The organism is Pantoea sp. Fr-CA_6 (genome assembly GCF_024520895.1).
GTDB classification, from domain to species: Bacteria; Pseudomonadota; Gammaproteobacteria; order Enterobacterales; family Enterobacteriaceae; genus Pantoea; species Pantoea agglomerans.
Genome location: NZ_JALNPO010000021.1, coordinates 21,557 through 42,345, shown reverse-complemented (window position 1 = coordinate 42,345; position 20,789 = coordinate 21,557). Strand labels below are relative to the sequence as shown.

General features: G+C 53.9%; 20 protein-coding genes. 6 read left to right on the top strand and 14 right to left on the bottom strand.

The window, feature by feature from the left end; genetic code table 11:
* Positions 1-264: 264 nt before the first annotated feature.
* The 14 genes from NR201_RS21740 to msrP all read right to left on the bottom strand — a co-directional run bounded on the left by NR201_RS21740 (position 265) and on the right by msrP (position 13,411).
* Positions 265-1,026 carry an amino acid ABC transporter ATP-binding protein gene (locus NR201_RS21740; protein WP_010699823.1) on the bottom strand — a complete coding sequence of 254 codons (762 nt, stop codon included), beginning with the start codon at positions 1,024-1,026 and terminating at the stop codon, positions 265-267.
* 8 nt (positions 1,027-1,034) lie between these two features.
* Positions 1,035-2,135: an amino acid ABC transporter permease gene (locus tag NR201_RS21735; RefSeq protein ID WP_064690035.1), complete on the bottom strand. Its 1,101-nt coding sequence runs from the start codon at positions 2,133-2,135 to the stop codon at positions 1,035-1,037.
* 15 nt (positions 2,136-2,150) lie between these two features.
* On the bottom strand, positions 2,151-3,329 hold the full coding sequence (locus NR201_RS21730) for an amino acid ABC transporter permease (protein ID WP_031592703.1): 1,179 nt from the start codon (positions 3,327-3,329) through the stop codon (positions 2,151-2,153).
* A gap of 68 nt (positions 3,330-3,397) precedes the next feature.
* Positions 3,398-4,423: an amino acid ABC transporter substrate-binding protein gene (locus tag NR201_RS21725; RefSeq protein ID WP_010255984.1), complete on the bottom strand. Its 1,026-nt coding sequence runs from the start codon at positions 4,421-4,423 to the stop codon at positions 3,398-3,400.
* Between the two features lie 543 nt (positions 4,424-4,966).
* Positions 4,967-5,263, bottom strand: coding sequence for a DNA-binding transcriptional regulator Fis (gene fis, locus NR201_RS21720; RefSeq protein ID WP_003855228.1), 297 nt, complete (start codon positions 5,261-5,263; stop codon positions 4,967-4,969).
* A gap of 23 nt (positions 5,264-5,286) precedes the next feature.
* Complete coding sequence (gene dusB, locus NR201_RS21715) at positions 5,287-6,252, bottom strand: tRNA dihydrouridine synthase DusB (protein WP_008925814.1); 966 nt, start codon at positions 6,250-6,252, stop codon at positions 5,287-5,289.
* A 367-nt stretch (positions 6,253-6,619) separates the two neighbouring features.
* The gene (gene prmA / locus NR201_RS21710) at positions 6,620-7,501 is read right to left on the bottom strand and encodes a 50S ribosomal protein L11 methyltransferase (RefSeq protein WP_010699821.1); all 882 of its coding nucleotides are present in this window, start codon (positions 7,499-7,501) and stop codon (positions 6,620-6,622) included.
* A gap of 16 nt (positions 7,502-7,517) precedes the next feature.
* Positions 7,518-8,963, bottom strand: coding sequence for a sodium/pantothenate symporter (panF, locus tag NR201_RS21705; protein WP_256850159.1), 1,446 nt, complete (start codon positions 8,961-8,963; stop codon positions 7,518-7,520).
* Positions 8,953-9,195, bottom strand: coding sequence for a YhdT family protein (locus NR201_RS21700; RefSeq protein WP_010256005.1), 243 nt, complete (start codon positions 9,193-9,195; stop codon positions 8,953-8,955). Before NR201_RS21700 ends, panF begins: the two co-directional genes overlap by 11 nt.
* Before the next feature lie 72 nt (positions 9,196-9,267).
* Entirely contained in the window at positions 9,268-10,617 is a 1,350-nt protein-coding gene (gene accC / locus NR201_RS21695; protein WP_010256007.1) for an acetyl-CoA carboxylase biotin carboxylase subunit, read from the bottom strand.
* A gap of 11 nt (positions 10,618-10,628) precedes the next feature.
* A complete protein-coding gene (gene accB / locus NR201_RS21690) occupies positions 10,629-11,090 on the bottom strand; it encodes an acetyl-CoA carboxylase biotin carboxyl carrier protein (protein ID WP_010256009.1) in 462 nt (153 codons plus the stop codon).
* Between the two features lie 25 nt (positions 11,091-11,115).
* Positions 11,116-11,568, bottom strand: a complete 453-nt coding sequence (gene aroQ, locus NR201_RS21685; protein ID WP_010256011.1) for a type II 3-dehydroquinate dehydratase — start codon at positions 11,566-11,568, stop codon at positions 11,116-11,118.
* 232 nt (positions 11,569-11,800) lie between these two features.
* Positions 11,801-12,406 (bottom strand): protein-methionine-sulfoxide reductase heme-binding subunit MsrQ, encoded by a 606-nt coding sequence (gene msrQ, locus NR201_RS21680; protein WP_010256013.1) that lies wholly within the window; start codon positions 12,404-12,406, stop codon positions 11,801-11,803.
* On the bottom strand, positions 12,407-13,411 hold the full coding sequence (msrP, locus tag NR201_RS21675) for a protein-methionine-sulfoxide reductase catalytic subunit MsrP (protein WP_010256016.1): 1,005 nt from the start codon (positions 13,409-13,411) through the stop codon (positions 12,407-12,409). It abuts the gene before it with no gap.
* Between the two features lie 286 nt (positions 13,412-13,697).
* Here msrP and csrD point away from each other — a divergent pair, with 286 nt between their 5' ends.
* The 6 genes from csrD (at position 13,698) to rng (ending at position 20,719) form a co-directional block, all read left to right on the top strand.
* The gene (gene csrD / locus NR201_RS21670) at positions 13,698-15,647 is read left to right on the top strand and encodes an RNase E specificity factor CsrD (RefSeq protein WP_010699819.1); all 1,950 of its coding nucleotides are present in this window, start codon (positions 13,698-13,700) and stop codon (positions 15,645-15,647) included.
* A gap of 311 nt (positions 15,648-15,958) precedes the next feature.
* Positions 15,959-17,002: a rod shape-determining protein MreB gene (gene mreB, locus NR201_RS21665; RefSeq protein WP_004385136.1), complete on the top strand. Its 1,044-nt coding sequence runs from the start codon at positions 15,959-15,961 to the stop codon at positions 17,000-17,002.
* A 148-nt stretch (positions 17,003-17,150) separates the two neighbouring features.
* A complete protein-coding gene (mreC, locus tag NR201_RS21660) occupies positions 17,151-18,173 on the top strand; it encodes a rod shape-determining protein MreC (RefSeq protein ID WP_010256043.1) in 1,023 nt (340 codons plus the stop codon).
* Positions 18,170-18,658: a rod shape-determining protein MreD gene (gene mreD / locus NR201_RS21655; RefSeq protein WP_010256045.1), complete on the top strand. Its 489-nt coding sequence runs from the start codon at positions 18,170-18,172 to the stop codon at positions 18,656-18,658. The genes mreC and mreD overlap by 4 nt, the downstream gene beginning before the upstream one ends.
* 8 nt (positions 18,659-18,666) lie before the next feature.
* The gene (locus NR201_RS21650) at positions 18,667-19,260 is read left to right on the top strand and encodes a nucleoside triphosphate pyrophosphatase (protein ID WP_010699818.1); all 594 of its coding nucleotides are present in this window, start codon (positions 18,667-18,669) and stop codon (positions 19,258-19,260) included.
* Positions 19,250-20,719: a ribonuclease G gene (rng, locus tag NR201_RS21645; protein WP_003855268.1), complete on the top strand. Its 1,470-nt coding sequence runs from the start codon at positions 19,250-19,252 to the stop codon at positions 20,717-20,719. Before NR201_RS21650 ends, rng begins: the two co-directional genes overlap by 11 nt.
* Positions 20,720-20,789 lie beyond the last annotated feature (70 nt).

Here is a 20,789-nt window from a genome sequence, read left to right as displayed (position 1 = left end):
CAGAAGTGAAACGCCGTAGCGCCGATGGTAGTGTGGGGTCTCCCCATGCGAGAGTAGGGAACTGCCAGGCATCAAATAAGAGAGAGCCCTTTGCGTATGCGAAGGGCTTTTTTCGTTGTGGCAAACCGCGATAAAACTCCCTCTTCACAGCGTATCTGTCTGTCTATTCATAACAGCAACAGGTCAGTAAGCATATTAAAGCGGCTGTTCAGGCTATAAAAAAACCCGGCACCAGGCCGGGTAATGAGATAACTGAACGTCTGATCAGTGAATAACCTGCGATAAAAACGCCCGGGTACGCTCCGATTTTGGATTCGCAAAGAACTCCTGCGGTGGCGCGACTTCGACGATCTCTCCCCGATCCATAAAGATCACCCGGTCAGCCACCGTTCGGGCAAAGCCCATCTCATGGGTGACGCATAGCATAGTCATTCCATCCTCAGCCAGACCAATCATCGTATCCAGCACCTCTTTAACCATCTCAGGATCCAGCGCTGACGTGGGTTCATCAAACAGCATAATTTTGGGTTTCATACAGAGTGAGCGGGCGATGGCGACACGCTGCTGCTGTCCGCCAGAGAGCTGGCCCGGAAACTTATGTGCATGCTCGGCAATACGCACGCGTTGCAGATAGTGCATGGCCAGCTCATCAGCTTCCTTCTTTGGAATCTTTCTTACCCAGGAAGGTGCCAGCGTGCAGTTTTGCAGTACGGTCAGATGTGGAAAGAGATTGAAGTGCTGGAAGACCATACCGACTTCGGTGCGCACGCGCTCAATGTTACGAACGTCATCATTAAGATGGATACCGTCAACAACAATGCGGCCCTGCTGATGCTCTTCCAGATGGTTGATACAGCGGATCGTCGTCGATTTGCCGGAGCCGGAAGGTCCGCACAGTACGATGCGTTCACGGGGTTTAACCTGCAGGTTGATGTCTTTCAGTACATGGAATTGCCCGTACCATTTATTCACGTTCTCAAGCGAGATCATCAACGCGTCGGAAGAGTGTGTCATAGAGTCAGTCATGTAAAACCTCAGTGCGATGTACGCCCGGTGTGAAAGCGCTTTTCCAGATACTGGCTGTAGCGCGACATGCTAAAACAGAAGATCCAATAGACCAGTGCAGCAAAGACATAACCTTCGGTCGACATCCCCAGCCAGGTCGGATCGACCGTTGCCTGCTGGACGCTGCTGAACAGATCGAATAGACCAATGATGATGACCAGGCTGGTATCTTTAAACAGTGCGATGATGGTATTGACCAGGCCGGGAATAGTGAGCTTCAGCGCCTGGGGCAGAATAACCAGCATCTGCGTCTTCCAGTAGCCCAGCGCCAGAGATTCGGCTGCTTCGTACTGACCTTTCGGCAGTGCCTGCAGGCCACCGCGAACCACCTCTGCCACATAGGCGGACTGGAACAGAATGACGCCGACCAGCGCGCGCACCAGCTTGTCGATGTTAGTGCCTTCAGACATAAACAGCGGCAGCATCACGGATGACATAAATAGCACGGTAATCAGCGGCACGCCGCGCCAGAACTCAATAAAGATAATCGACAGCGTGCGCACGACCGGCATGCGTGAGCGACGGCCCAGCGCCAGCAAAATACCCAGCGGCAGCGCACCGGCAATACCCACTGACGCAATAATCAGCGTCAGCGTTAATCCGCCCCATTGACGTGTTTCGACACGTTCCAGCCCCAGATAGCCGCCATACAGCAGAAACCAGACAATCACCGGATAGATGACGGCCCAGGCAGCAATATAGCGTCCACGATACGGCAGGCTCTTAATGAACATCGGCACAATCGACAGCAGGCCGATCACCAGCGCCAGGTTAATACGCCAGCGCAACTCATGCGGGTAAAGCCCATACATGAACTGGCCGAAGCGAGCATGGATAAAGACCCAGCAGGCACCCTCTTTGGTGCAATCGGCGCGCGTGGTGCCGATCCAGTTTGCCTGAAAGACCAGCCAGTTCAGCGCGGGTGGAATGACGTGCCAGATAACCCAGATGCAAAACAGCGTCAGTAGCGTATTAAACCAGCTGGAAAACAGGTTTTTACGAGCCCAAAACCAGGCGCGACTGACCAGAGTCGTCGGGACGGGGGGCGTTTCATGCGTAGTCACAGACATAGTTATCCCGTTCTCTTAACGCTCAACCAGCGCAATTTTGCGGTTGTAGAAGTTCATAAGCATTGATATCAGCAGGCTGATAATCAGGTAAACGCCCATCGTGATAGCAATCGTCTCGATGGCCTGACCGGTCTGATTCAGTACCGATCCGGCAAACAGCGACACCATATCGGGATAACCGATAGCGGCGGCGAGTGAGGAGTTCTTCACGATGTTCAGATACTGGCTGGTCAGTGGCGGAATAATGACGCGCATGGCCTGCGGAATAATCACCTGGCGCAGCGTAACCGGATTAGGCAGCCCCAGCGATCGCGCCGCTTCATGCTGACCATAGGGTACCGACTGGATCCCGGAGCGGATCACTTCAGCAATAAATGACGAGGTATAAATCGACAGTGCCAGCGTCAGGGCTGCCAACTCCGGTATCATCACCGAGCCGCCACGGAAATTGAAACCGCGCAGTTGTGGCACATCCCAGTGCGTGGCTGGGCCAAACCCAAGGTGCGCAAGCAAAGGAAAGAGAATCAGCATCACAACGGCAGCGGGCCATGTGCGACGTAACTGACCGGTTTTCAGCTGATGTTTACGGTTAAAGCGGTACAGGCCATAGCTCACAGCCGCGGCCAGAAGCAGTGCAATAACAAACGGCCAGCTGCCTGCTGCATAGGTCGGCCATGGAACGTAGAGTCCGCGATTACTGACATATGCCAGGTCAAAAGCATTCAGCGCCTGACGTGGGCCCGGTAGATTGCGTAAGACTGCAAAGTACCAGAAGAAGATTTGCAGCAGGGGTGGGATATTACGGAAGGTTTCGATATAGATATTCGAGAGTTTCCGCAGCAGCCAGTTGTCAGAAAGGCGGGCAAGACCGACCGCGAATCCGAGAATCGAAGCGAAAACAATACAGAGTGCAGAGACCAGCAGCGTGTTGGTTAATCCGACCAGAAACACGCGCGCGTAGGTATCTCCCTCAGTGTACTCAATCAGATGCTGAACGATGCCGAAACCGGCAGTGCGCTCAAGAAATCCAAACCCCGATGTAATACCGCGATTAGCAAGGTTAATAATGGTGTTATGCACCAGATAACCCACCACACCAAGCACCGCGACGACGGCGATGAGCTGATAAATCCAGGCGCGAACCGTGGGATTACCAAATGAAAAATCCCTTTTCACGGTTGGGCGTTGTGACATGTTGAAACCTCAGTAACGAAAGCTGGGGTAGGGCACCACAGAATAGGGTGCCCGATTAGTGAGGTCTGTTAACGTACCGGTGGTGCGTACTGAATACCGCCCTGGTTCCACAACGCATTCTGACCACGTGCGATCTTCAGTGCGCTGTCTTTACCGACGTTACGGTCAAAGCTTTCCTGATAGTTACCCACCTGCTTGACGATGTTGTAGGCCCACTTGTTATCCAGCTTCAGATCCTTACCAAAATCACCTTCTGCGCCCAGGAAGTGTGCCATGTCTGGTGTGGTTGGCTTGGCCGTCATCTGATCAACGTTCTTCGAGGAGATGCCCATCTCCTCCGCATTCAGCATGGCGTAGAGCGACCACTTCACGATGGTGAACCAGTCATCATCACCACGACGCACCAACGGCCCCAGCGGCTCTTTGGAGATCACTTCGGGCAGAACAATAAATTCGTCCGGTTTGCCCAGTTTAATGCGTAATGCGTAAAGCTGAGACTGGTCAGACGCCAGCGTATCGCAACGTCCGCTATCCAGCGCTTTAGCCGATTCATCAGAGCGGTCGAAGGTTACAGGCGTATATTGCATTTTGTTGGCTTTAAAGAAGTCCGCTACGTTCAGCTCGGTGTCGGTTCCCGCCTGAATACAGACGGTGGCACCATCCAGCTCTTTCGCACTTTTCAGGCCGGCCTTCTGGTGAGTCAGGAAGCCGATACCGTCGTAATAGTTCACGCCCGCAAACAGGAAGCCCATGCCGCCATCGCGCGATGAGGTCCATGTGGTATTACGTGAAAGCACATCCACCTCGCCGGACTGCAGAGCGGTAAAACGCTCTTTCGCGGTCAGCGGGGTATATTTCACTTTGGTCGCATCACCAAACACAGCGGCAGCCGTCGCACGACACACATCCACATCGATACCGGTAAACTTGCCGCCAGCATCTGCATAGGAGAAGCCCGGCAAGCCGTCACTGATACCACATTGAACAAAACCTTTTTTCTTTATCGCATCCAGTGTGGTGCCTGCGTGTGCTTGCTGAGCAACGGCAACCAGCGAGGCAGCAGCGATCAGCGTAGAGAGCATCATCTTTTTCATAAAGCATCCTGTGTGGCGGGATCATGTTGTTATGTTTGCGCACTTTAGTGTGCGTTTTTCCTGTCTGTGGCGGTCAGCCATCCACGACTCTGCAAAGCTGATGCCAGGTTTGCAGGTTCCTGAATTCGTATGAAAGAACGGTTAATAATCGGAAGCACTTAGAAAGTTCCGCTAATATGGCGCACCAAAAGGAAGCAATGCGAGTCGACCCGATCACATTTAGTGCAAATAGTTTCACTATGTGGGAGCAGTGTGAGCATTCACTCAGGCAGAAATGTATGAAGAGATTGCGTTGCTTTTTAATGCGCAGAAAGTCACATACCCAGCAGTGGCGGGGATGTGAAGCGAGGTGAGGGTCAGGCAGGCACTAAGTCAAATCACAGCGGGCGAAAGCGAGAGGGTGAAATATCACGCCAGCGATTGCAACTACAGTTACCATATTACCGGAAACTGTTTCACTATCATTACCGTGGCTTTGTGCGTCGACGCACAAATAAAAACGCCAGCCCGAAGGCTGGCGTGATTTACAGACAGAACTAAAAATCAGTTCATGCCGTATTTTTTCAATTTCTTACGCAGCGTACCGCGGTTGATACCCATCATCAGGGCAGCACGGGTCTGATTGCCACGGGTATACTGCATCACCATGTCCAACAGAGGCTGCTCGACTTCAGCCAAAACCAGCTCATACAGGTCGCTCACATCCTGACCATTCAGTTGAGCAAAATAGTTCTTCAGTGCCTGTTTAACCGAATCACGCAAAGGTTTTTGAGTTACCTGATCCTGTGAGTTAACGGTTGAAACGGTCAGTACGTCAGAATTTACGCGTTGTTCGAACATAGTTCTTTCAGCTCTTTATTTCGTTACGCAAGATTTTCGAAGTATGCCTCCAACGCCTCCAGCTGTTCGCTGGCATCCTCAATGGCGTTGAATGTGCGCCGAAACTGGTCATTCGGGGCGTGCTCCTGCAGGTACCAGGAGACGTGCTTTCGCGCTATACGGTATCCCTTGCCTGAACCGTAAAAGTCGTGCAGCTCACGTATATGCGAAACAAGCAAGCGCTTGACCTCTGCCATCGGCAGCGGGGCAAGCAACTCCCCAGTGTCCAGATAATGCTGGATTTCCCGGAAGATCCACGGTCTTCCCTGAGCAGCACGTCCTATCATCAGAGCATCGGCCCCTGTATAGTCGAGCACCGCTCTGGCTTTATGCGGGTCAGTTATGTCTCCATTCGCGATAATCGGAATGGAGACACTCTGCTTAACTGTCCGAATGCTGTCATATTCAGCTTCTCCGTTGAACAGGCAGGCACGAGTGCGACCATGTATCGTCAGAGCCTGTATACCGCAGCGTTCAGCCAATTGGGCAATCGCGACACAGTTCCTGTTTTCAGGATCCCAGCCAGTACGAATTTTCAGCGTAACCGGCACATTCACTGCATTAACCACTGCGGAGAGAATTGACTCCACCACGGTGGGATATTGCAGCAAGGCTGAACCCGCCATTTTGCGGTTAACCTTCTTGGCAGGGCATCCCATATTAATGTCGATGACCTGTGCACCAGCCTCAACATTAATGCGTGCAGCTTGCGCCATTTCACTGGGATCGCAACCGGCAATTTGCACGGCGCGAATGCCTGGCTCATCGCTGTGAACCATACGTAATCGAGATTTGTCGCTTGCCCAGACTTCCGGGTTTGAAGACAACATCTCAGAAACTGCCATGCCTGCACCCATTTCGTGACACAGCGCCCTGAACGGCCTGTCGGTAATACCGGCCATCGGTGCTGCAATCAGTCGATTTCTCAGCTGGAGGTTTCCAATACGCATGAAGTCAGAATGGCCATACTGTGTCTGCAAGGCGGCGTATATTACGCATTTTTGCAGGAAGATGAAAGGCCAAACTTTGAACAATCAGCAAGAAAGATCAATGAAATCCGGGTCATGATCGATGTGCATATTTATTAAGCTTAAATATCAATGATTTAACAACTTATGCTGAAATTGTGAGCAAAAGTTTTTCCAGAAAAGTACGTCAATTCGCCAGATAAAAAACGTCACATGCCGTGATTAACGATACAAGCATCCATTTCAAATCGGGAAAGCCCGCAACTTACGCTACGGGCTGGCTGAATGTTCTGTTAAGGCACTTTGTTACGGGCAGCGCGATATCAGAGGGGGCAGACAGGCGCTATATTCAGGATTTAATCCCGGTAATCCGGCACCACTCCTCTTTAACCGCAACCGGGTCGAGCGTGAACTCGCTGACATACGCTTCGCAGACGCTCTCTGCCTGGCTCTCTAACACGCCCGAGAGGCCCAGATGACCGCCAGACTTCGGCAGTACGCTGATCAGCGGGGCCAGTTCACGTAGCGGGCCGGCCAGGATATTGGCCACCACCACATCAGCCTGCAGATTTTCGGGTTGCTGGTGGGGCAGATAGAGCGACAGGCGATCAGAGACGCCGTTGCGCTCAGCATTATCCCGGCTGGCCTGAATAGCCTGCGGATCGATATCAATCCCGATCGCCTGAGCCGCGCCCAGCTTCAGTGCGGCGATCGCCAGGATCCCCGAACCACAGCCGAAATCGATCACCGTTTTGCCCACCAGATCCAGCCCGTCAAGCCAGGTAAGGCAGAGTGAGGTGGTCGGATGCGTGCCGGTCCCAAACGCCAGGCCGGGATCGAGCATTACGTTGACGGCATCGGGATCCGGCACATCACGCCAGCTCGGACAGATCCAGAGCCGCTCACCGAAGCGCATCGGATGGAAGTTTTCCATCCATTCGCGCTCCCAGTCTTTATCTTCGATCTGCTCGATCCGGTGACGAAAACCGGCGCCCAGCAACGGATGCTGCGCCAGTTCGGCGGTAATCGCGGCCATATCAGTTTCTGCATCGAACAGGCCGATAACATCGGTATCGCCCCACAGGCGGGTTTCACCTGGCAGCGGCTCATACACCGGCGTGTCGTTGGTATCCTGAAAGGTCACTGAAACCGCACCGATGTCCATCAGCGCATCGCTCAGCGTTTCCGCGTGTTCACCTGAGCTATTAATTTTGATTTGAATCCACGGCATAACGTCTCTCTTTCCGTCAATGTTGCGGCGCGTCGACCGTTTGCGGCGCGCGTCCAAACAGGTTGCCCACTAAAAATGCCAGCAGGCTTAAAAGCAGTGAGGGCACAATGGGATGAAAACCCAGAATCTGCAGGTTCAGGCTCGCCAGAAAAGCGTAGCAGCCTCCACCCACCACCATGCCGGTGATGGCGCCTGCGGCATTAGCGCGTTCCCAGTAGAGACCCAGTACCAGCGGCCAGAGGAAAACCGCCTCAAGGCCGCCAAAGGCCAGCAGGTTGAGCCAGATAATCATATCGGGTGGATTCCAGGCCGCAATCAGCAGCAGGATACCCAGTGCGAACGTAATGGTGCCAGATAACAGCCGCAGCCGCGTCTCATTTTCCATCTGCTGCGGGGCGACACGCAGATAGAGATCTTTGATCAGCGTGGCCGAAGCCTGTAACAGCTGGGCATTAATGGTCGACATAATAGCGGCCATGGGGGCTGCCAGAAACAGTCCGGCAGCTAACGGTGGCAGCACAGTGATCATCAGGGTGGGTATAACACTATCCGGCACGGTCAGATTCGGCAGTATCGCCCGGCCCAGCGCACCGGCCAGATGCATTCCCAGCATCAGGATCACCACCACAATGGTACCCAGAATAATGGCCCGATGGACTGCCTTGCTGTCTTTATAAGAGATGCAGCGCACCGCAGTATGCGGCAAGCCAATCACCCCAAAGCAGACCAGCACGACAAATGAACTGAGGAAGGTCGGCGTTATAATCTCACCCGGTCCCTGCGGCGACAGCAGAGCGGGATCAATGTCTTGCAGTTTCTGCACGGCCGTGCTCAGGCCGCCAGCCTGATGAATCACCGCGAACAGCAGCAGAAATGTGCCAATCAGCATCACGATGCCCTGCATGGCGTCATTGAGAACGCTGGCACGGAACCCGCCAAAAGCGGTGTAGAGCGCAATAGTGCCGCCAAAAATCAGCAGACCCGTGTCATACGGGATGCCTGCGGCGGTTTCGAGCAGCCGCGCGCCGCCAATAAACTGCACCGTCATGGCACCGATAAAGGCAACCAGCAGGCTCAGACTTGCCAGCCAGATCAGCAGCGGGCTCTGATAGCGGGCGTAGAGCATGTCATTCAGCGTCACCGCATTATGCTTACGCGCCAGGATGGCAAACTTTTTCCCCAGCACACCCAGCGAGAGCCAGACGGCGGGCACCTGCACCATCGCCAGCAATACCCATCCCAGCCCATATTTGTAGGCGGCACCGGGACCACCAATAAACGAGCTGGCGCTGATATAGGTGGTGGTGAGCGTCATCGCCAGCACAAATCCGCCCATGGAGCGGCTGCCAAGGAAATATTCAGTGAGGAAGCTACCCTCGCGCCTTTTGCGCACGGCAAACACCGACAGCGCGGCAATCAACACCAGATAAATCAGTAACGGCAGGATAATTTCACTGTTCATTTGTGTCCTCCAGCGGCATGTCGCGGAAAATTAACCGCACCATCATCCAGCACAGGAATATGAACAACAGGGGAGCAAACAGGCAGGAGAGTTCAAACCAGCGCGGCAGGCCGGTGATACCGATTTCACTGCCACCCAGCCAGGCAGAAAGCCCCCAGGCAGCGAGCCAGAGCAGGGTGAGGTAGAGCGACCAGCGCGCCTCTTTATGTGCCTGTATAAAACGAGCATCCATGATTCAACCTTAACGCCAGCGGCAAAAGAAAAAGGCCGGATTAACCGGCCTCTGACTGACTCAGCGTTGCGTTTACTTCTCGTGCAAGCCGAGTTTTTTCTCCAGATAGTGGATATTGGTTCCACCGTGCTGGAAGTTTTCGTCGGACATGATTTTCATCTGCAGTTCAACGTTGGTTTTGATACCGTCGATGATCAGTTCCGCCAGCGCATTCTTCATGCGGGCGATAGCCACGTCGCGCGTTTCGCCATAGGTGATCAGCTTACCGATCATGGAGTCGTAATACGGCGGTACGGTGTAGCCTGAGTAAATATGCGACTCCCAGCGCACGCCAAAACCGCCTGGCGCATGGAAGCGGGTGATTTTACCCGGACTTGGCAGGAAGGTGACCGGATCTTCAGCGTTAATACGGCACTCGACCGCATGTCCGCGAATAACCACTTCGTCCTGTTTGATCGACAGTGGCTGACCCGCAGCAATGCGCAACTGCTCTTTGATCAGATCCACACCAGTGATCATCTCGGTCACCGGATGTTCCACCTGAATACGGGTGTTCATCTCAATGAAGTAGAACTCACCGTTTTCGTACAGAAACTCGAAGGTACCTGCGCCACGATAGCCAATCTCAATACAGGCTTTGGCACAACGATTGCCGATAAAGCTGCGCTGTTCTTCAGTAATACCTGGGCCTGGCGCTTCTTCAACCACTTTCTGGTGACGACGCTGCATAGAGCAGTCACGTTCGCCCAGATAGATCGCGTTGCCCTGGCCGTCAGCCAGAACCTGAATCTCAATGTGGCGCGGATTCTCCAGATACTTCTCCATGTAAACCATGTCGTTGCTGAAAGCCGCTTTGGCTTCCGCTTTCGTCATGTTGATGGATTGTTCCAGATCTTTGTCGCTGCGTACAACGCGCATACCACGACCGCCGCCGCCGCCAGAGGCTTTGATGATGACCGGATAACCGATGCGCTTCGCAAAGGCACGGTTTTTTTCCATATCATCGGTCAGCGAACCGTCAGAACCGGGTACGGTTGGGACGCCTGCTTTCTTCATCGCATTAATCGCAGAGACTTTGTCGCCCATCAGGCGAATGGTGTCTGCTTTCGGACCGATAAAGATAAAGCCGGAGCGCTCAACCTGCTCAGCAAAATCGGCATTCTCAGAGAGGAAGCCGTAGCCAGGGTGAATCGCCACCGCGCCGGTGATCTCTGCAGCAGAGATCAGCGCCGGGATGTTGAGGTAACTTTTAACTGACTGCGCCGGGCCGATGCAGACGGTTTCGTCTGCCAGCAGCACGTGCTTCAGGTCACGATCCGCGCTTGAGTGTACCGCAACAGTCTTGATGCCCAGTTCTTTACAGGCACGCAGAATGCGCAGCGCAATCTCACCACGGTTAGCAATAACAATTTTATCCAGCATGATCTGCCCCGTTACTCGATGATAACCAGTGGCTCGTCAAATTCGACCGGCTGACCGCTTTCAACCAGGATAGCTTTCACTACACCTGATTTGTCAGCTTCGATCTGGTTCATCATTTTCATGGCTTCGACGATGCACAAGGTATCGCCGGCATTCACTTTCTGGCCGACTTCCACAAAGGCTTTCGCATCCGGGCTCGGCGTACGGTAGAAGGTCCCTACCATTGGTGAACGCACGATGTGACCGCTGATTTCAGCCGGTGCCGCTTCGGCAACCGCTGCAACAGGAGCAACAGCTGTTGCCAGAGCAGGCTGTTGAACCGGCGCAGCGTAAGTCTGCTGCATCATCGGGTAACCCACGTTTGCAGGTGCACGGCTGATGCGAACGGACTCTTCACCTTCAGAAATTTCCAGCTCTGAAATGCCAGACTCTTCAACCAGTTCGATCAGTTTTTTAATTTTACGAATATCCATGAGTGGGGTTCCGTACTCAGTTTGATTAATTAGTTTGAGACAGGCGTTTTACTGCCGTTTGTAAAGCCCATGTGTAGCCGTCAGCGCCAAGCCCACAGATCACGCCAGCAGAGACATCAGAAAGATAGGAGTGATGGCGGAAGGGCTCGCGGGCATGCACGTTGGAGAGATGAACCTCGATAAACGGTATTTCTACCGCCAGCAGGGCATCACGTAGTGCGACACTGGTATGGGTAAACGCGGCAGGATTAATAATGATGTAATCCACATTGCCTTTGGCCTCATGAATGCGATCAATCAGCTGAAATTCAGCATTGGTTTGCAGGTGGCTCAATTCCACATTCAACTGGTCTGCCTGACGTGTCAAATCGTCAACGATCTGACGCAGCGTGGTATGACCATACTTCTCAGGTTCACGCGTTCCCAACAGGTTCAGGTTGGGTCCGTTTAAAAGCAGAATATGTAATTTATGCGCCATCGTGCTGCCATCTCCCGCAATCATTGAGGCATCGCGTAAAATACCTTGCGAATCTTCATTTGTCACCTTTGAGAATGAAAAAGAAGACCCGACGAGCAATAAAGCCGGGCATTATATCCGTTTCGTGTCATTTCGCAGCAAAATACTGGTCTTATCTGCGAAGATGATCGGATGTGGCCTGCGGGCCACATCTTTTATCAGAAAAGTGCAGAGGAAAACAACGGGTGAAGCGCTAGCGAGGCCACCATTTGAGAAATTTTTTGTAACGCCAGGCTAACAGTATTGCAGCAAGTAGTGCGTAGATAAGTGGCTGGGGTGACACGGTTTTCACTGACCAGATATAGTGAATCGGCACCAGAATGGCCACCAGATAGACCGCGTTGTGCAGGGTTTGCCAGCGCTTACCGAGCTTGCGCTGAGCGCGCTGAAACGACGTCAGCGCCAGGGCCAGTAATATCAGCCAGCTGATAATCCCCAGTGTCAGATAGGGACGGGAAATCAGCTCGCTGCCCAGCAGACGCAGATTGTCAGCGCCCAGCTCCAGCAGGTAATAACTCAGCAGATGGAGAGAAGCCCAGACAAACGTCCAGACGCCAAGCAGACGCCGGGTGCGGATTAACAGCGGTTGCCTGCCATAACGTGCCAGCGGTGAGACCAGCAGCGTACCCAGCAGCAGTTTCAGCGCCATGCGGCCGGTAAAATGCTGAATATCTTTTGCCGGATCCGCACTCAGGCCGCCCTGCATCGCGGCAAGAACCAGATAAATCAGCGGCAACAGGGCCGCCAGATGCAGAATCACCTTAAGCCAGGTGATCTGTTTTATCGACAGGCGTACCACCTAGTAATTCTCCCGTAAATCCAGGCCACGATAGAGCGACGCAACCTGTTCGGCATAGCCGTTAAACAGCAGCGTTGGCTGACGTTCGACCTTCAGACTGCCGCCCGGGCCAATAAATCGCTCAGTAGCCTGCGACCAGCGTGGATGATTAACATGCGGATTCACATTGGCATAAAAACCATATTCATCTGCGGCGATCTGGTTCCAGGTCGTTGGCGGCTGATTTGCGGTCAGGGTGATTTTGACAATCGACTTAATGCCCTTAAAACCATATTTCCACGGCACCGTCAGGCGAATCGGCGCGCCATTCTGCGGCGGCAGCGCTTTGCCATAGACGCCGGTGGTCAGAATGGTCAGCGGATGCATGGCTTCATCCAGACGTAAACCTTCGACATAGGGATAATTGAGTCCGCCGCCAATAAAGCGATCTTTCTGACCTGGCATCTGCTCAGGATCGTACAGTGTCTGAAAGGCGACAAAACGCGCTTTGCTGGTGGGTTCCGCCAGAGAGATAAGCTTATTCAGCTCAAAGCCTATCCAGGGCACCACCATCGACCAGGCCTCCACGCAGCGCATGCGATAGATTCGCTGCTCCATGGCAAACCGTTTAAAGATGTCATCCATATCCAGGGTCACGGGTTTAGCCACTTCGCCATCAATGGTCAGTTTCCAGGGTTCTGTTTTCAGCGTACCGGCATTGGCGGCCGGATCGGCCTTATCCAGCCCGAACTCATAGAAGTTGTTATAGCCGGAAACTTTATCCGCAGGCGTTAAGGTCAGATCGGCCTGATATTGCGCTGGTTTGGTAAAGTCCAGCGGCCGGCCTGCTGGCGCGGGTGGGCGATCGTTGCCTTTGAACCAGCTGAGAATATCGGCTTGCGCCACGCCCGGCATACCCATCGCCGCTGCGCTCAGTCCCAGCGTTTTCAGCACCTGGCGGCGCTTCATGTTAAAAATGCTTTCCGGCGTTACGTCGGCTTCGGTCAGACGGGGTGTGCGTTTCATGGTGCGTTCTCCAGACAGGATGTCATTAACCAGCATGATGACTATTACTGATATCAGCCAGTTTCGCCCTGAAAATGTGAAATTTCCTGGCTGGCCGGTACGATGAGAATGCACCGAAAAGTGCCAGGATCAACGTCAGCGATGATATCCCGACGATATACTTCGGCTTCATACGTCCCGGCGCTGTCGGCAACGGCAAATTATGCTATTTTTGCTCGCGTTTTCGTCAGGCTGACGGTACAAGGTTGGGTGATCCGGTTATCACCGCAGTAATACAGGCACAGGGATGCGATTAACCACAAAATTATCTGCGTTTATTACCTTTTTAAGCCTGCTGGCCATGTCGTTGATGCTGGCAGGCTGTGCATTCAGTGTTTTCTGGTTCAGTCATCAGCGGGTTGAACATCGGGCGCAGATACTGGCGACCGAAGTGGATCAGGCGATGTTCACCCAGACGCCGGCAGAGCTGCATGTCTGGCTCACGCGTATGATGCCGATAATGAATGCCGAGCAGATTTCTCTTCACAACGGCAGGCAGACTTTCCTTACCCTCTCCCGACACGAAAACCAGATGCTGGAAGACGAACCTAATCGTTTTATCCAGGTCGATGTGCCTTTGATGCACCAGACGGGGTTAGAGCTGCGGGTCGTCACCCTTGATCCTGCCAAAACCTGGCTGCGCTCCATTACCGGCACCTCTACGCTGGGCATCCTGTTTACCGTCATGCTGGTGATGAGTCTGGTGCTGCTGCTGATGCATCGCTGGCTCAGTCGTCAGTGGCGCGGTATGGAGCATCTGGAAGTGCGGGCAGAGGCGATTATCAGCGGTGAGCGCGGTGTAATGCCGAAACGCGGTGCGGATGAGTGGCCACCGAGAGCGAGCCGCGCACTGGATGTGTTGCTGGCGGATCTGCAGGAGGCGGGCGAGCAGCGTCTGCGTATCGACACGCTGATCCGCACCTTTGCTGCGCAGGATGGACGCACCGGTCTCAACAACCGGCTGTTCTTTGATAACCAGCTCGCCACCCTGCTGGAGGATCAGGAAGCTGTCGGCACCCATGGTGTGGTGATGATGGTGCGCCTGCCCGATCTGGACACGCTGAAGGATTCGCTGGAGCCGGGGCTGGTTGAGGAGTACCTCTTCAATTTCGTCAACATGCTTTCCACCTTTGTGCTGCGCTATCCTGGCGCCCTGCTGGCACGCTATTTCCGCAGTGATTTTGCCGTGCTACTGCCGCATCGCAGTCTTAAAGAGGCAAACAGTATTGCGGATCAGCTGATCAATGCCGTTGATTCCCTGCCGCCGATGCGGCTGGTTAATCGTGATGATCTCATCCATATCGGCATCAGCGCCTGGCACAGCGGGCAGACTGTGCCGCAGGTGATGGAAAATGCCGAAATGGCTACCCGACGTGCGGCACTGCTGGGCGGCAACAACTGGACCAATGGTGCCGGAAATCCGCAGGACGCCGGGCGGGGTAGTGTGCGCTGGCGAACCCTGCTGGAGAACACGCTTAGCCGTGGCGGCCCGCGGCTCTATCATAAACCCACCGTCAATATTGAGGGTAAGGTACAGCACCGGGTGATGCTGACCCGCATCTTCGACGGCGATAAAGAAGTGCTGGCCGCAGAATATATGCCCCTGGTACAGCAGCTCGGCATGGCTGATGGCTGGGATCGCCAGTTAATGACCCGCATTGCGGCACTCTCTGAACTCTGGCCAGAAGAGACGCTGGTGATCCCGGTGACGATTACCTCGCTTCTGCAACGCTCTTTTGTCCTCTGGCTGCAGAACATGCTGCTGCAGTGCCCGAAAGCGCAAAGAAAACGATTTTTATTTGAACTTGCCGAGGCAGATGTTTGTCAACACATCAACCGTTTAACGCCAGTTTTCCGCGCACTTAAGGCTTTTGGCTGTCGGGTTGCGGTAAATCAGGCGGGTTTAACCGTGGTAAGCAGCGCCTACATACGACAGCTGCCGCTGGAACTGATCAAGCTTGATGCCGGTCTGGTACGCAATATTGAGCGCCGGACTGAAAATCAGCTGTTTGTGCAGAGTCTGCTGGAAGTCTGTAAATGTACGGGCATTCAGGTGTTTGCTACCGGTGTCCGCACTAAAGCGGAGTGGCAAACCTTAGTCGCGTTGGGCGTAGCAGGTGGGCAGGGCGACTTTTTTGCTCCCTCGCTTCCGGTTAACAGTAACGTGAAGAAGTATTCACAACGTTACCGTATTTAATGAATTGCGGTCGTACTGACGGAAATTTACGGTTTTTTTTAATGTTTATCCGCGTCTGAACCTCTGAACTTACTGCCGGAAATGTTAGATTTTATGTCGGACAGGGCGAGGGGAAATAGCGTGAAATGCAGTGCTGATGGCGTCTGGTCGCCATTCTGCTGTTGTGGATCGCCAGTTCAGATGACTTAAACGCAATCAGGCGTCTTTTTTCACCGAAGCAGAACGTTTTTGCGCCTTGTGGCAGCTTCGTGTGGTTGGTAAAGTAAGCGGATTTTATTTTCCGCCCCCAGCTTGCAGGATTACCCCTTAGTATGTTTAAAAAATTTCGTGGCATGTTTTCCAACGACTTGTCCATTGACCTGGGTACCGCGAATACCCTGATTTACGTGAAAGGACAGGGCATCGTACTGAACGAGCCCTCCGTCGTCGCTATTCGACAGGATCGTGCCGGTTCACCGAAAAGTGTTGCGGCCGTGGGCCATGAGGCCAAACAGATGCTTGGCCGTACGCCAGGCAATATCGCAGCGATTCGTCCGATGAAAGATGGCGTTATCGCTGACTTCTTCGTGACCGAAAAGATGCTGCAACACTTCATCAAGCAGGTTCACAGCAACAGTTTTATGCGTCCCAGCCCGCGTGTGCTGGTCTGCGTACCCGTCGGGGCAACACAGGTTGAACGCCGCGCGATTCGTGAATCCGCTCAGGGCGCAGGCGCGCGTGAAGTGTTTCTGATTGAAGAGCCGATGGCTGCAGCAATTGGTGCGGGTCTGCCCGTTTCAGAAGCGACTGGCTCAATGGTGGTGGATATTGGTGGCGGTACCACAGAAGTGGCGGTGATCTCGCTGAACGGTGTGGTCTACTCCTCGTCAGTGCGTATTGGTGGCGATCGTTTCGATGAAGCTATTATTAATTATGTGCGTCGTAACTACGGTTCACTGATCGGCGAAGCGACCGCAGAACGTATTAAGCATGAGATCGGTTCAGCCTATCCGGGTGATGAAGTCCGTGAGATCGAAGTGCGTGGTCGTAACCTGGCAGAAGGTGTACCGCGCGGCTTTACACTGAACTCTAATGAAATTCTGGAAGCGCTGCAGGAGCCATTAACCGGCATCGTTAGCGCGGTGATGGTTGCCCTTGAGCAGTGTCCGCCTGAGCTGGCTTCAGATATTTCGGAGCGCGGCATGGTGCTGACCGGCGGTGGTGCGTTACTGCGCAACCTGGATCGTCTGCTGATGGAAGAGACGGGCATTCCGGTTGTGGTTGCTGAGGATCCACTGACCTGTGTGGCTCGCGGTGGCGGCAAAGCGCTGGAAATGATCGACATGCATGGCGGCGATTTGTTCAGCGAAGAATAATTGCCTCAACCGGCTAAGAACGCAATGATCATGCGAGGGAGTGGCATGTGAACCGGCGCAATCTGTGCCGGTGCAGTGCGTTCAGCCCAGGGAAGCACGGTGTTATGCCGTCGCTTCCTCTCCTGTTGTCGAGGATCACGCAGATTATATGAAGCCGATTTTTAGCAGGGGACCTTCCCTGCAGTTGCGTCTATTCCTGGCGGTTATCGTGGCGATTGCCATTATCATTGCCGACAGCCGTGTGGGTTCTTTTACCCAAATACGCAACTATCTGGATACGTCGGTCAGTCCGTTTTACTTCCTGGCCAATGGGCCACGTCAGTTGCTGGATGGCGTGTCAGAGTCGCTGGCGTCGCGTCAGCAACTCGAGCAGGAAAACAAAGCGTTACGTCGTGAGCTCTTCCTGAAAAACAGTAACCTGCTAATGCTGGGGCAATATAAGCAGGAAAACGCACGCCTGCGTGAACTGCTGGGTTCACCGCTGCGTCAGGATGAGCAAAAGATGGTGACACAGGTCATTTCTACCGGCACCGATCCTTACACCGACCAGGTGGTAATCGACAAAGGCAGCGTTAACGGCGTCTATGAAGGCCAGCCGGTCATCAGTGATAAAGGGGTAGTCGGTCAGGTCATCGCTGTCGGACAACTCACCAGCCGTGTTCTGCTCATCTGTGATGCGTCACATGCCCTGCCGATTCAGGTGCTGCGTAATGACATCCGTGTCATTGCCGCAGGTAACGGCTGTACTGAAGATCTTCAGCTTGAGCATCTGCCAGGTAATACGGACATTCGGGTCGGCGATGTACTGGTGACTTCAGGTATCGGTGGCCGATTCCCTGAAGGCTATCCGGTGGGTGTGGTTTCCTCGGTAAAAGTGGATACCCAACGCGCCTATACGGTGATTCAGGCGCATCCGACCGCGGGTCTGCAGCGTCTGCGTTACCTGCTGCTGCTGTGGGGCGCCGATCGCAATGGTGATATGCCGCTGCCGCAGGATGAAGTTCATCGCGTTGCGAACGAGCGTCTGATGCAGATGATGCCGCAGGTCTTACCGCCTGCGGGAGAAATGGGCCCGCCTGCGCCTGCCGTACAGATGGGACCGCCTGCACCGTCAGCCACCAGCAGCAGTGGACAAAGCAACTCCTCGCGTTCACGCGGGGGGCAGCCTTGAGTCGATATCGCAGCCAGGGACGTTGGGTCATCTGGCTCTCTTTCCTGGTTGCGCTTGTCCTGCAGATCATGCCCTGGCCGGATGAAATTTATATGTTCCGGCCCTCATGGCTGCTGTTGATCCTTATCTATTGGGTGCTCGCACTGCCGCATCGGGTCAATGTCGGTAGCGGATTTGTGCTGGGTGCCATCATGGATCTGATTGCGGGTTCCACACTCGGCGTGCGTGCGCTGGCGCTCAGTATCATCGCCTACCTGATTGCCTTTAAGTTCCAGTTATTCCGCAACTTAGCGTTGTGGCAGCAAGCGTTAATGGTTATGGTGCTGTCGCTGGCTATGGATGTGATTGTCTTCTGGGCTGAATTCCTGGTAATCAACGTTTCATTCCGACCTGAAATTTTCTGGAGCAGTGTCGTCGACGGTATTCTCTGGCCCTGGCTATTCTTATTAATGAGAAAAATTCGTCGTCAGTTCGCTGTTCAATAAGGAAATTTATGGTAACCCTCTATCTTGCTTCCGGTTCACCGCGTCGTCGTGAGCTGTTAACTCAACTTGGGCTGACATTCGAGCGCATCGTGACTGACGTTGAAGAGCAGCGTCAGCCGAACGAAGCGGCGGAAATCTATGTCCGCCGTCTGGCCAATGATAAAGCGCAGGCGGGTGTCAAACTGGCCGCGCAGGATCTGCCGGTGCTGGGCGCGGATACGATTGTGGTGCTGAATGGCGAAGTGCTGGAAAAGCCGCGCGATGCCGCTGATGCCCGCGCGATGCTGTGCAAACTCTCTGGTCATACGCATCAGGTGATGACGGCGGTAGCGCTGGCCGACAGTCAGCAGGCGCTGGATTGCGTCGTAATCACTGATGTGACATTCCGCACCTTAACCGCCACCGACATCGACGACTATATCGCGACCGGCGAGCCAATGGATAAAGCGGGTGCATACGGTATTCAGGGCAGGGGAGGAAACTTTGTCCGCAAAATTAATGGAAGCTACCATGCAGTGGTCGGATTACCCTTGGTTGAGACAGGGGAGTTGATCAGCCATTTCGAGTCACTGCGTGCCGTAAGGGGTCAACATGACGGCTGAATTACTGGTAAACGTCACGCCTTCTGAAACACGTGTTGCCTATATTGACGGCGGCATACTGCAGGAAATTCACATTGAGCGTGAGGCGCGGCGCGGCATCGTTGGCAATATTTATAAAGGCCGTGTAAGCCGTGTTCTGCCCGGCATGCAGGCCGCTTTTGTTGATATCGGTCTGGAGAAAGCGGCCTTTCTGCATGCCTCAGATATCATGCCGCATACTGAATGTGTGGCGGGCGACGAAAAGAAAAACTTTATCGTGCGGGATATCGCCGAGCTGGTGCGGCAGGGACAGGATCTGGTGGTTCAGGTCGTCAAAGATCCGCTTGGTACCAAAGGTGCCCGGCTGACCACTGACATCACGCTGCCTTCGCGTTACCTGGTCTTTATGCCAGGCGCATCGCATGTGGGTGTCTCTCAGCGTATTGAGAGTGAGAAAGAGCGCGATCGGCTTAAAGCGGTCGTGGCTGACTACTGCGACGATCTGGGCGGCTTTATTATCCGTACCGCCGCAGAAGGCATCGGGGAAGAGGAGCTGGCGCAGGACGCGGCTTTTCTCAAACGACTCTGGACCAAAGTCAGCGAGCGTAAAAAGCGCAATCAGACCCGCTGCCTGCTCTACGGTGAGCTGGCTCTGGCCCAGCGTATTCTGCGTGATTTTGCGGGCGCGGCGCTGGATCGCATCCGGGTCGACTCCCGCCTGACCTGCGACATGCTGGTGGAATTTACCGGTGAATATATCCCGGAAATGGCCGGTAAGCTGGAGCTCTACAACGGTAAACAGCCTATTTTCGACCTGTTTGACGTCGAAAATGAGATTCAGCGCTCGCTGGATCGCAAAGTTGAACTAAAGTCAGGCGGATATCTGATCATCGATCAGACCGAAGCGATGACCACCATCGATATCAACACCGGTGCGTTTGTCGGCCATCGTAACCTTGATGAGACGATCTTTAATACCAATGTTGAAGCCACTCAGGCGATCGCACGTCAGCTGCGACTGCGTAATCTTGGTGGCATCATCATTATCGACTTCATCGATATGAGCAACGAAGACCATCGCCGCCGGGTACTGCATTCGCTGGAAAGCGCGCTCAGTAAAGATCGGGTTAAAACCGGTATTAATGGTTTCTCGGCGCTGGGTCTGGTGGAGATGACGCGTAAGCGTACCCGCGAAAGCATTGAGCACGTTTTGTGCCAGGACTGCCCGGTCTGCAAAGGGCGCGGCACGCTGAAAACCGTTGAAACGGTCTGCTATGAAATCATGCGTGAGATTGTCCGGGTTCATCACGCTTATGATTCTGACCGCTTTCTGGTCTATGTTTCACCGACGGTGGGTGAGGCGTTAAAAACCGACGAGTCTCATGCACTGGCTGAAGTCGAAATCTTTGTCGGCAAGCAGGTTAAAGTTCATGTCGAAGCGCTCTACACTCAGGAGCAGTTCGACGTGGTGATGATGTAACGCCAGCCCGGTCACCGGTTTCTTCGGATATCGGGCTGAAAAATCGCCCTTGTTTGAGATAAAATGCGCG

What these genes read in the sequence shown, in the direction of transcription:
- NR201_RS21740 (WP_010699823.1), bottom strand. Translation starts at nt 1,026, where the DNA reads ATGACTGACTCTATGACACACTCTTCCGACGCGTTGATGATCTCGCTT.
- NR201_RS21735 (WP_064690035.1), bottom strand. Translation starts at nt 2,135, where the DNA reads ATGTCTGTGACTACGCATGAAACGCCCCCCGTCCCGACGACTCTGGTC.
- NR201_RS21730 (WP_031592703.1), bottom strand. Translation starts at nt 3,329, where the DNA reads ATGTCACAACGCCCAACCGTGAAAAGGGATTTTTCATTTGGTAATCCC.
- NR201_RS21725 (WP_010255984.1), bottom strand. Translation starts at nt 4,423, where the DNA reads ATGAAAAAGATGATGCTCTCTACGCTGATCGCTGCTGCCTCGCTGGTT.
- fis (WP_003855228.1), bottom strand. Translation starts at nt 5,263, where the DNA reads ATGTTCGAACAACGCGTAAATTCTGACGTACTGACCGTTTCAACCGTT.
- dusB (WP_008925814.1), bottom strand. Translation starts at nt 6,252, where the DNA reads ATGCGTATTGGAAACCTCCAGCTGAGAAATCGACTGATTGCAGCACCG.
- prmA (WP_010699821.1), bottom strand. Translation starts at nt 7,501, where the DNA reads ATGCCGTGGATTCAAATCAAAATTAATAGCTCAGGTGAACACGCGGAA.
- panF (WP_256850159.1), bottom strand. Translation starts at nt 8,963, where the DNA reads ATGAACAGTGAAATTATCCTGCCGTTACTGATTTATCTGGTGTTGATT.
- NR201_RS21700 (WP_010256005.1), bottom strand. Translation starts at nt 9,195, where the DNA reads ATGGATGCTCGTTTTATACAGGCACATAAAGAGGCGCGCTGGTCGCTC.
- accC (WP_010256007.1), bottom strand. Translation starts at nt 10,617, where the DNA reads ATGCTGGATAAAATTGTTATTGCTAACCGTGGTGAGATTGCGCTGCGC.
- accB (WP_010256009.1), bottom strand. Translation starts at nt 11,090, where the DNA reads ATGGATATTCGTAAAATTAAAAAACTGATCGAACTGGTTGAAGAGTCT.
- aroQ (WP_010256011.1), bottom strand. Translation starts at nt 11,568, where the DNA reads ATGGCGCATAAATTACATATTCTGCTTTTAAACGGACCCAACCTGAAC.
- msrP (WP_010256016.1), bottom strand. Translation starts at nt 13,411, where the DNA reads ATGAAACGCACACCCCGTCTGACCGAAGCCGACGTAACGCCGGAAAGC.
- csrD (WP_010699819.1), top strand. Translation starts at nt 13,698, where the DNA reads ATGCGATTAACCACAAAATTATCTGCGTTTATTACCTTTTTAAGCCTG.
- mreB (WP_004385136.1), top strand. Translation starts at nt 15,959, where the DNA reads ATGTTTAAAAAATTTCGTGGCATGTTTTCCAACGACTTGTCCATTGAC.
- mreC (WP_010256043.1), top strand. Translation starts at nt 17,151, where the DNA reads ATGAAGCCGATTTTTAGCAGGGGACCTTCCCTGCAGTTGCGTCTATTC.
- NR201_RS21650 (WP_010699818.1), top strand. Translation starts at nt 18,667, where the DNA reads ATGGTAACCCTCTATCTTGCTTCCGGTTCACCGCGTCGTCGTGAGCTG.
- rng (WP_003855268.1), top strand. Translation starts at nt 19,250, where the DNA reads ATGACGGCTGAATTACTGGTAAACGTCACGCCTTCTGAAACACGTGTT.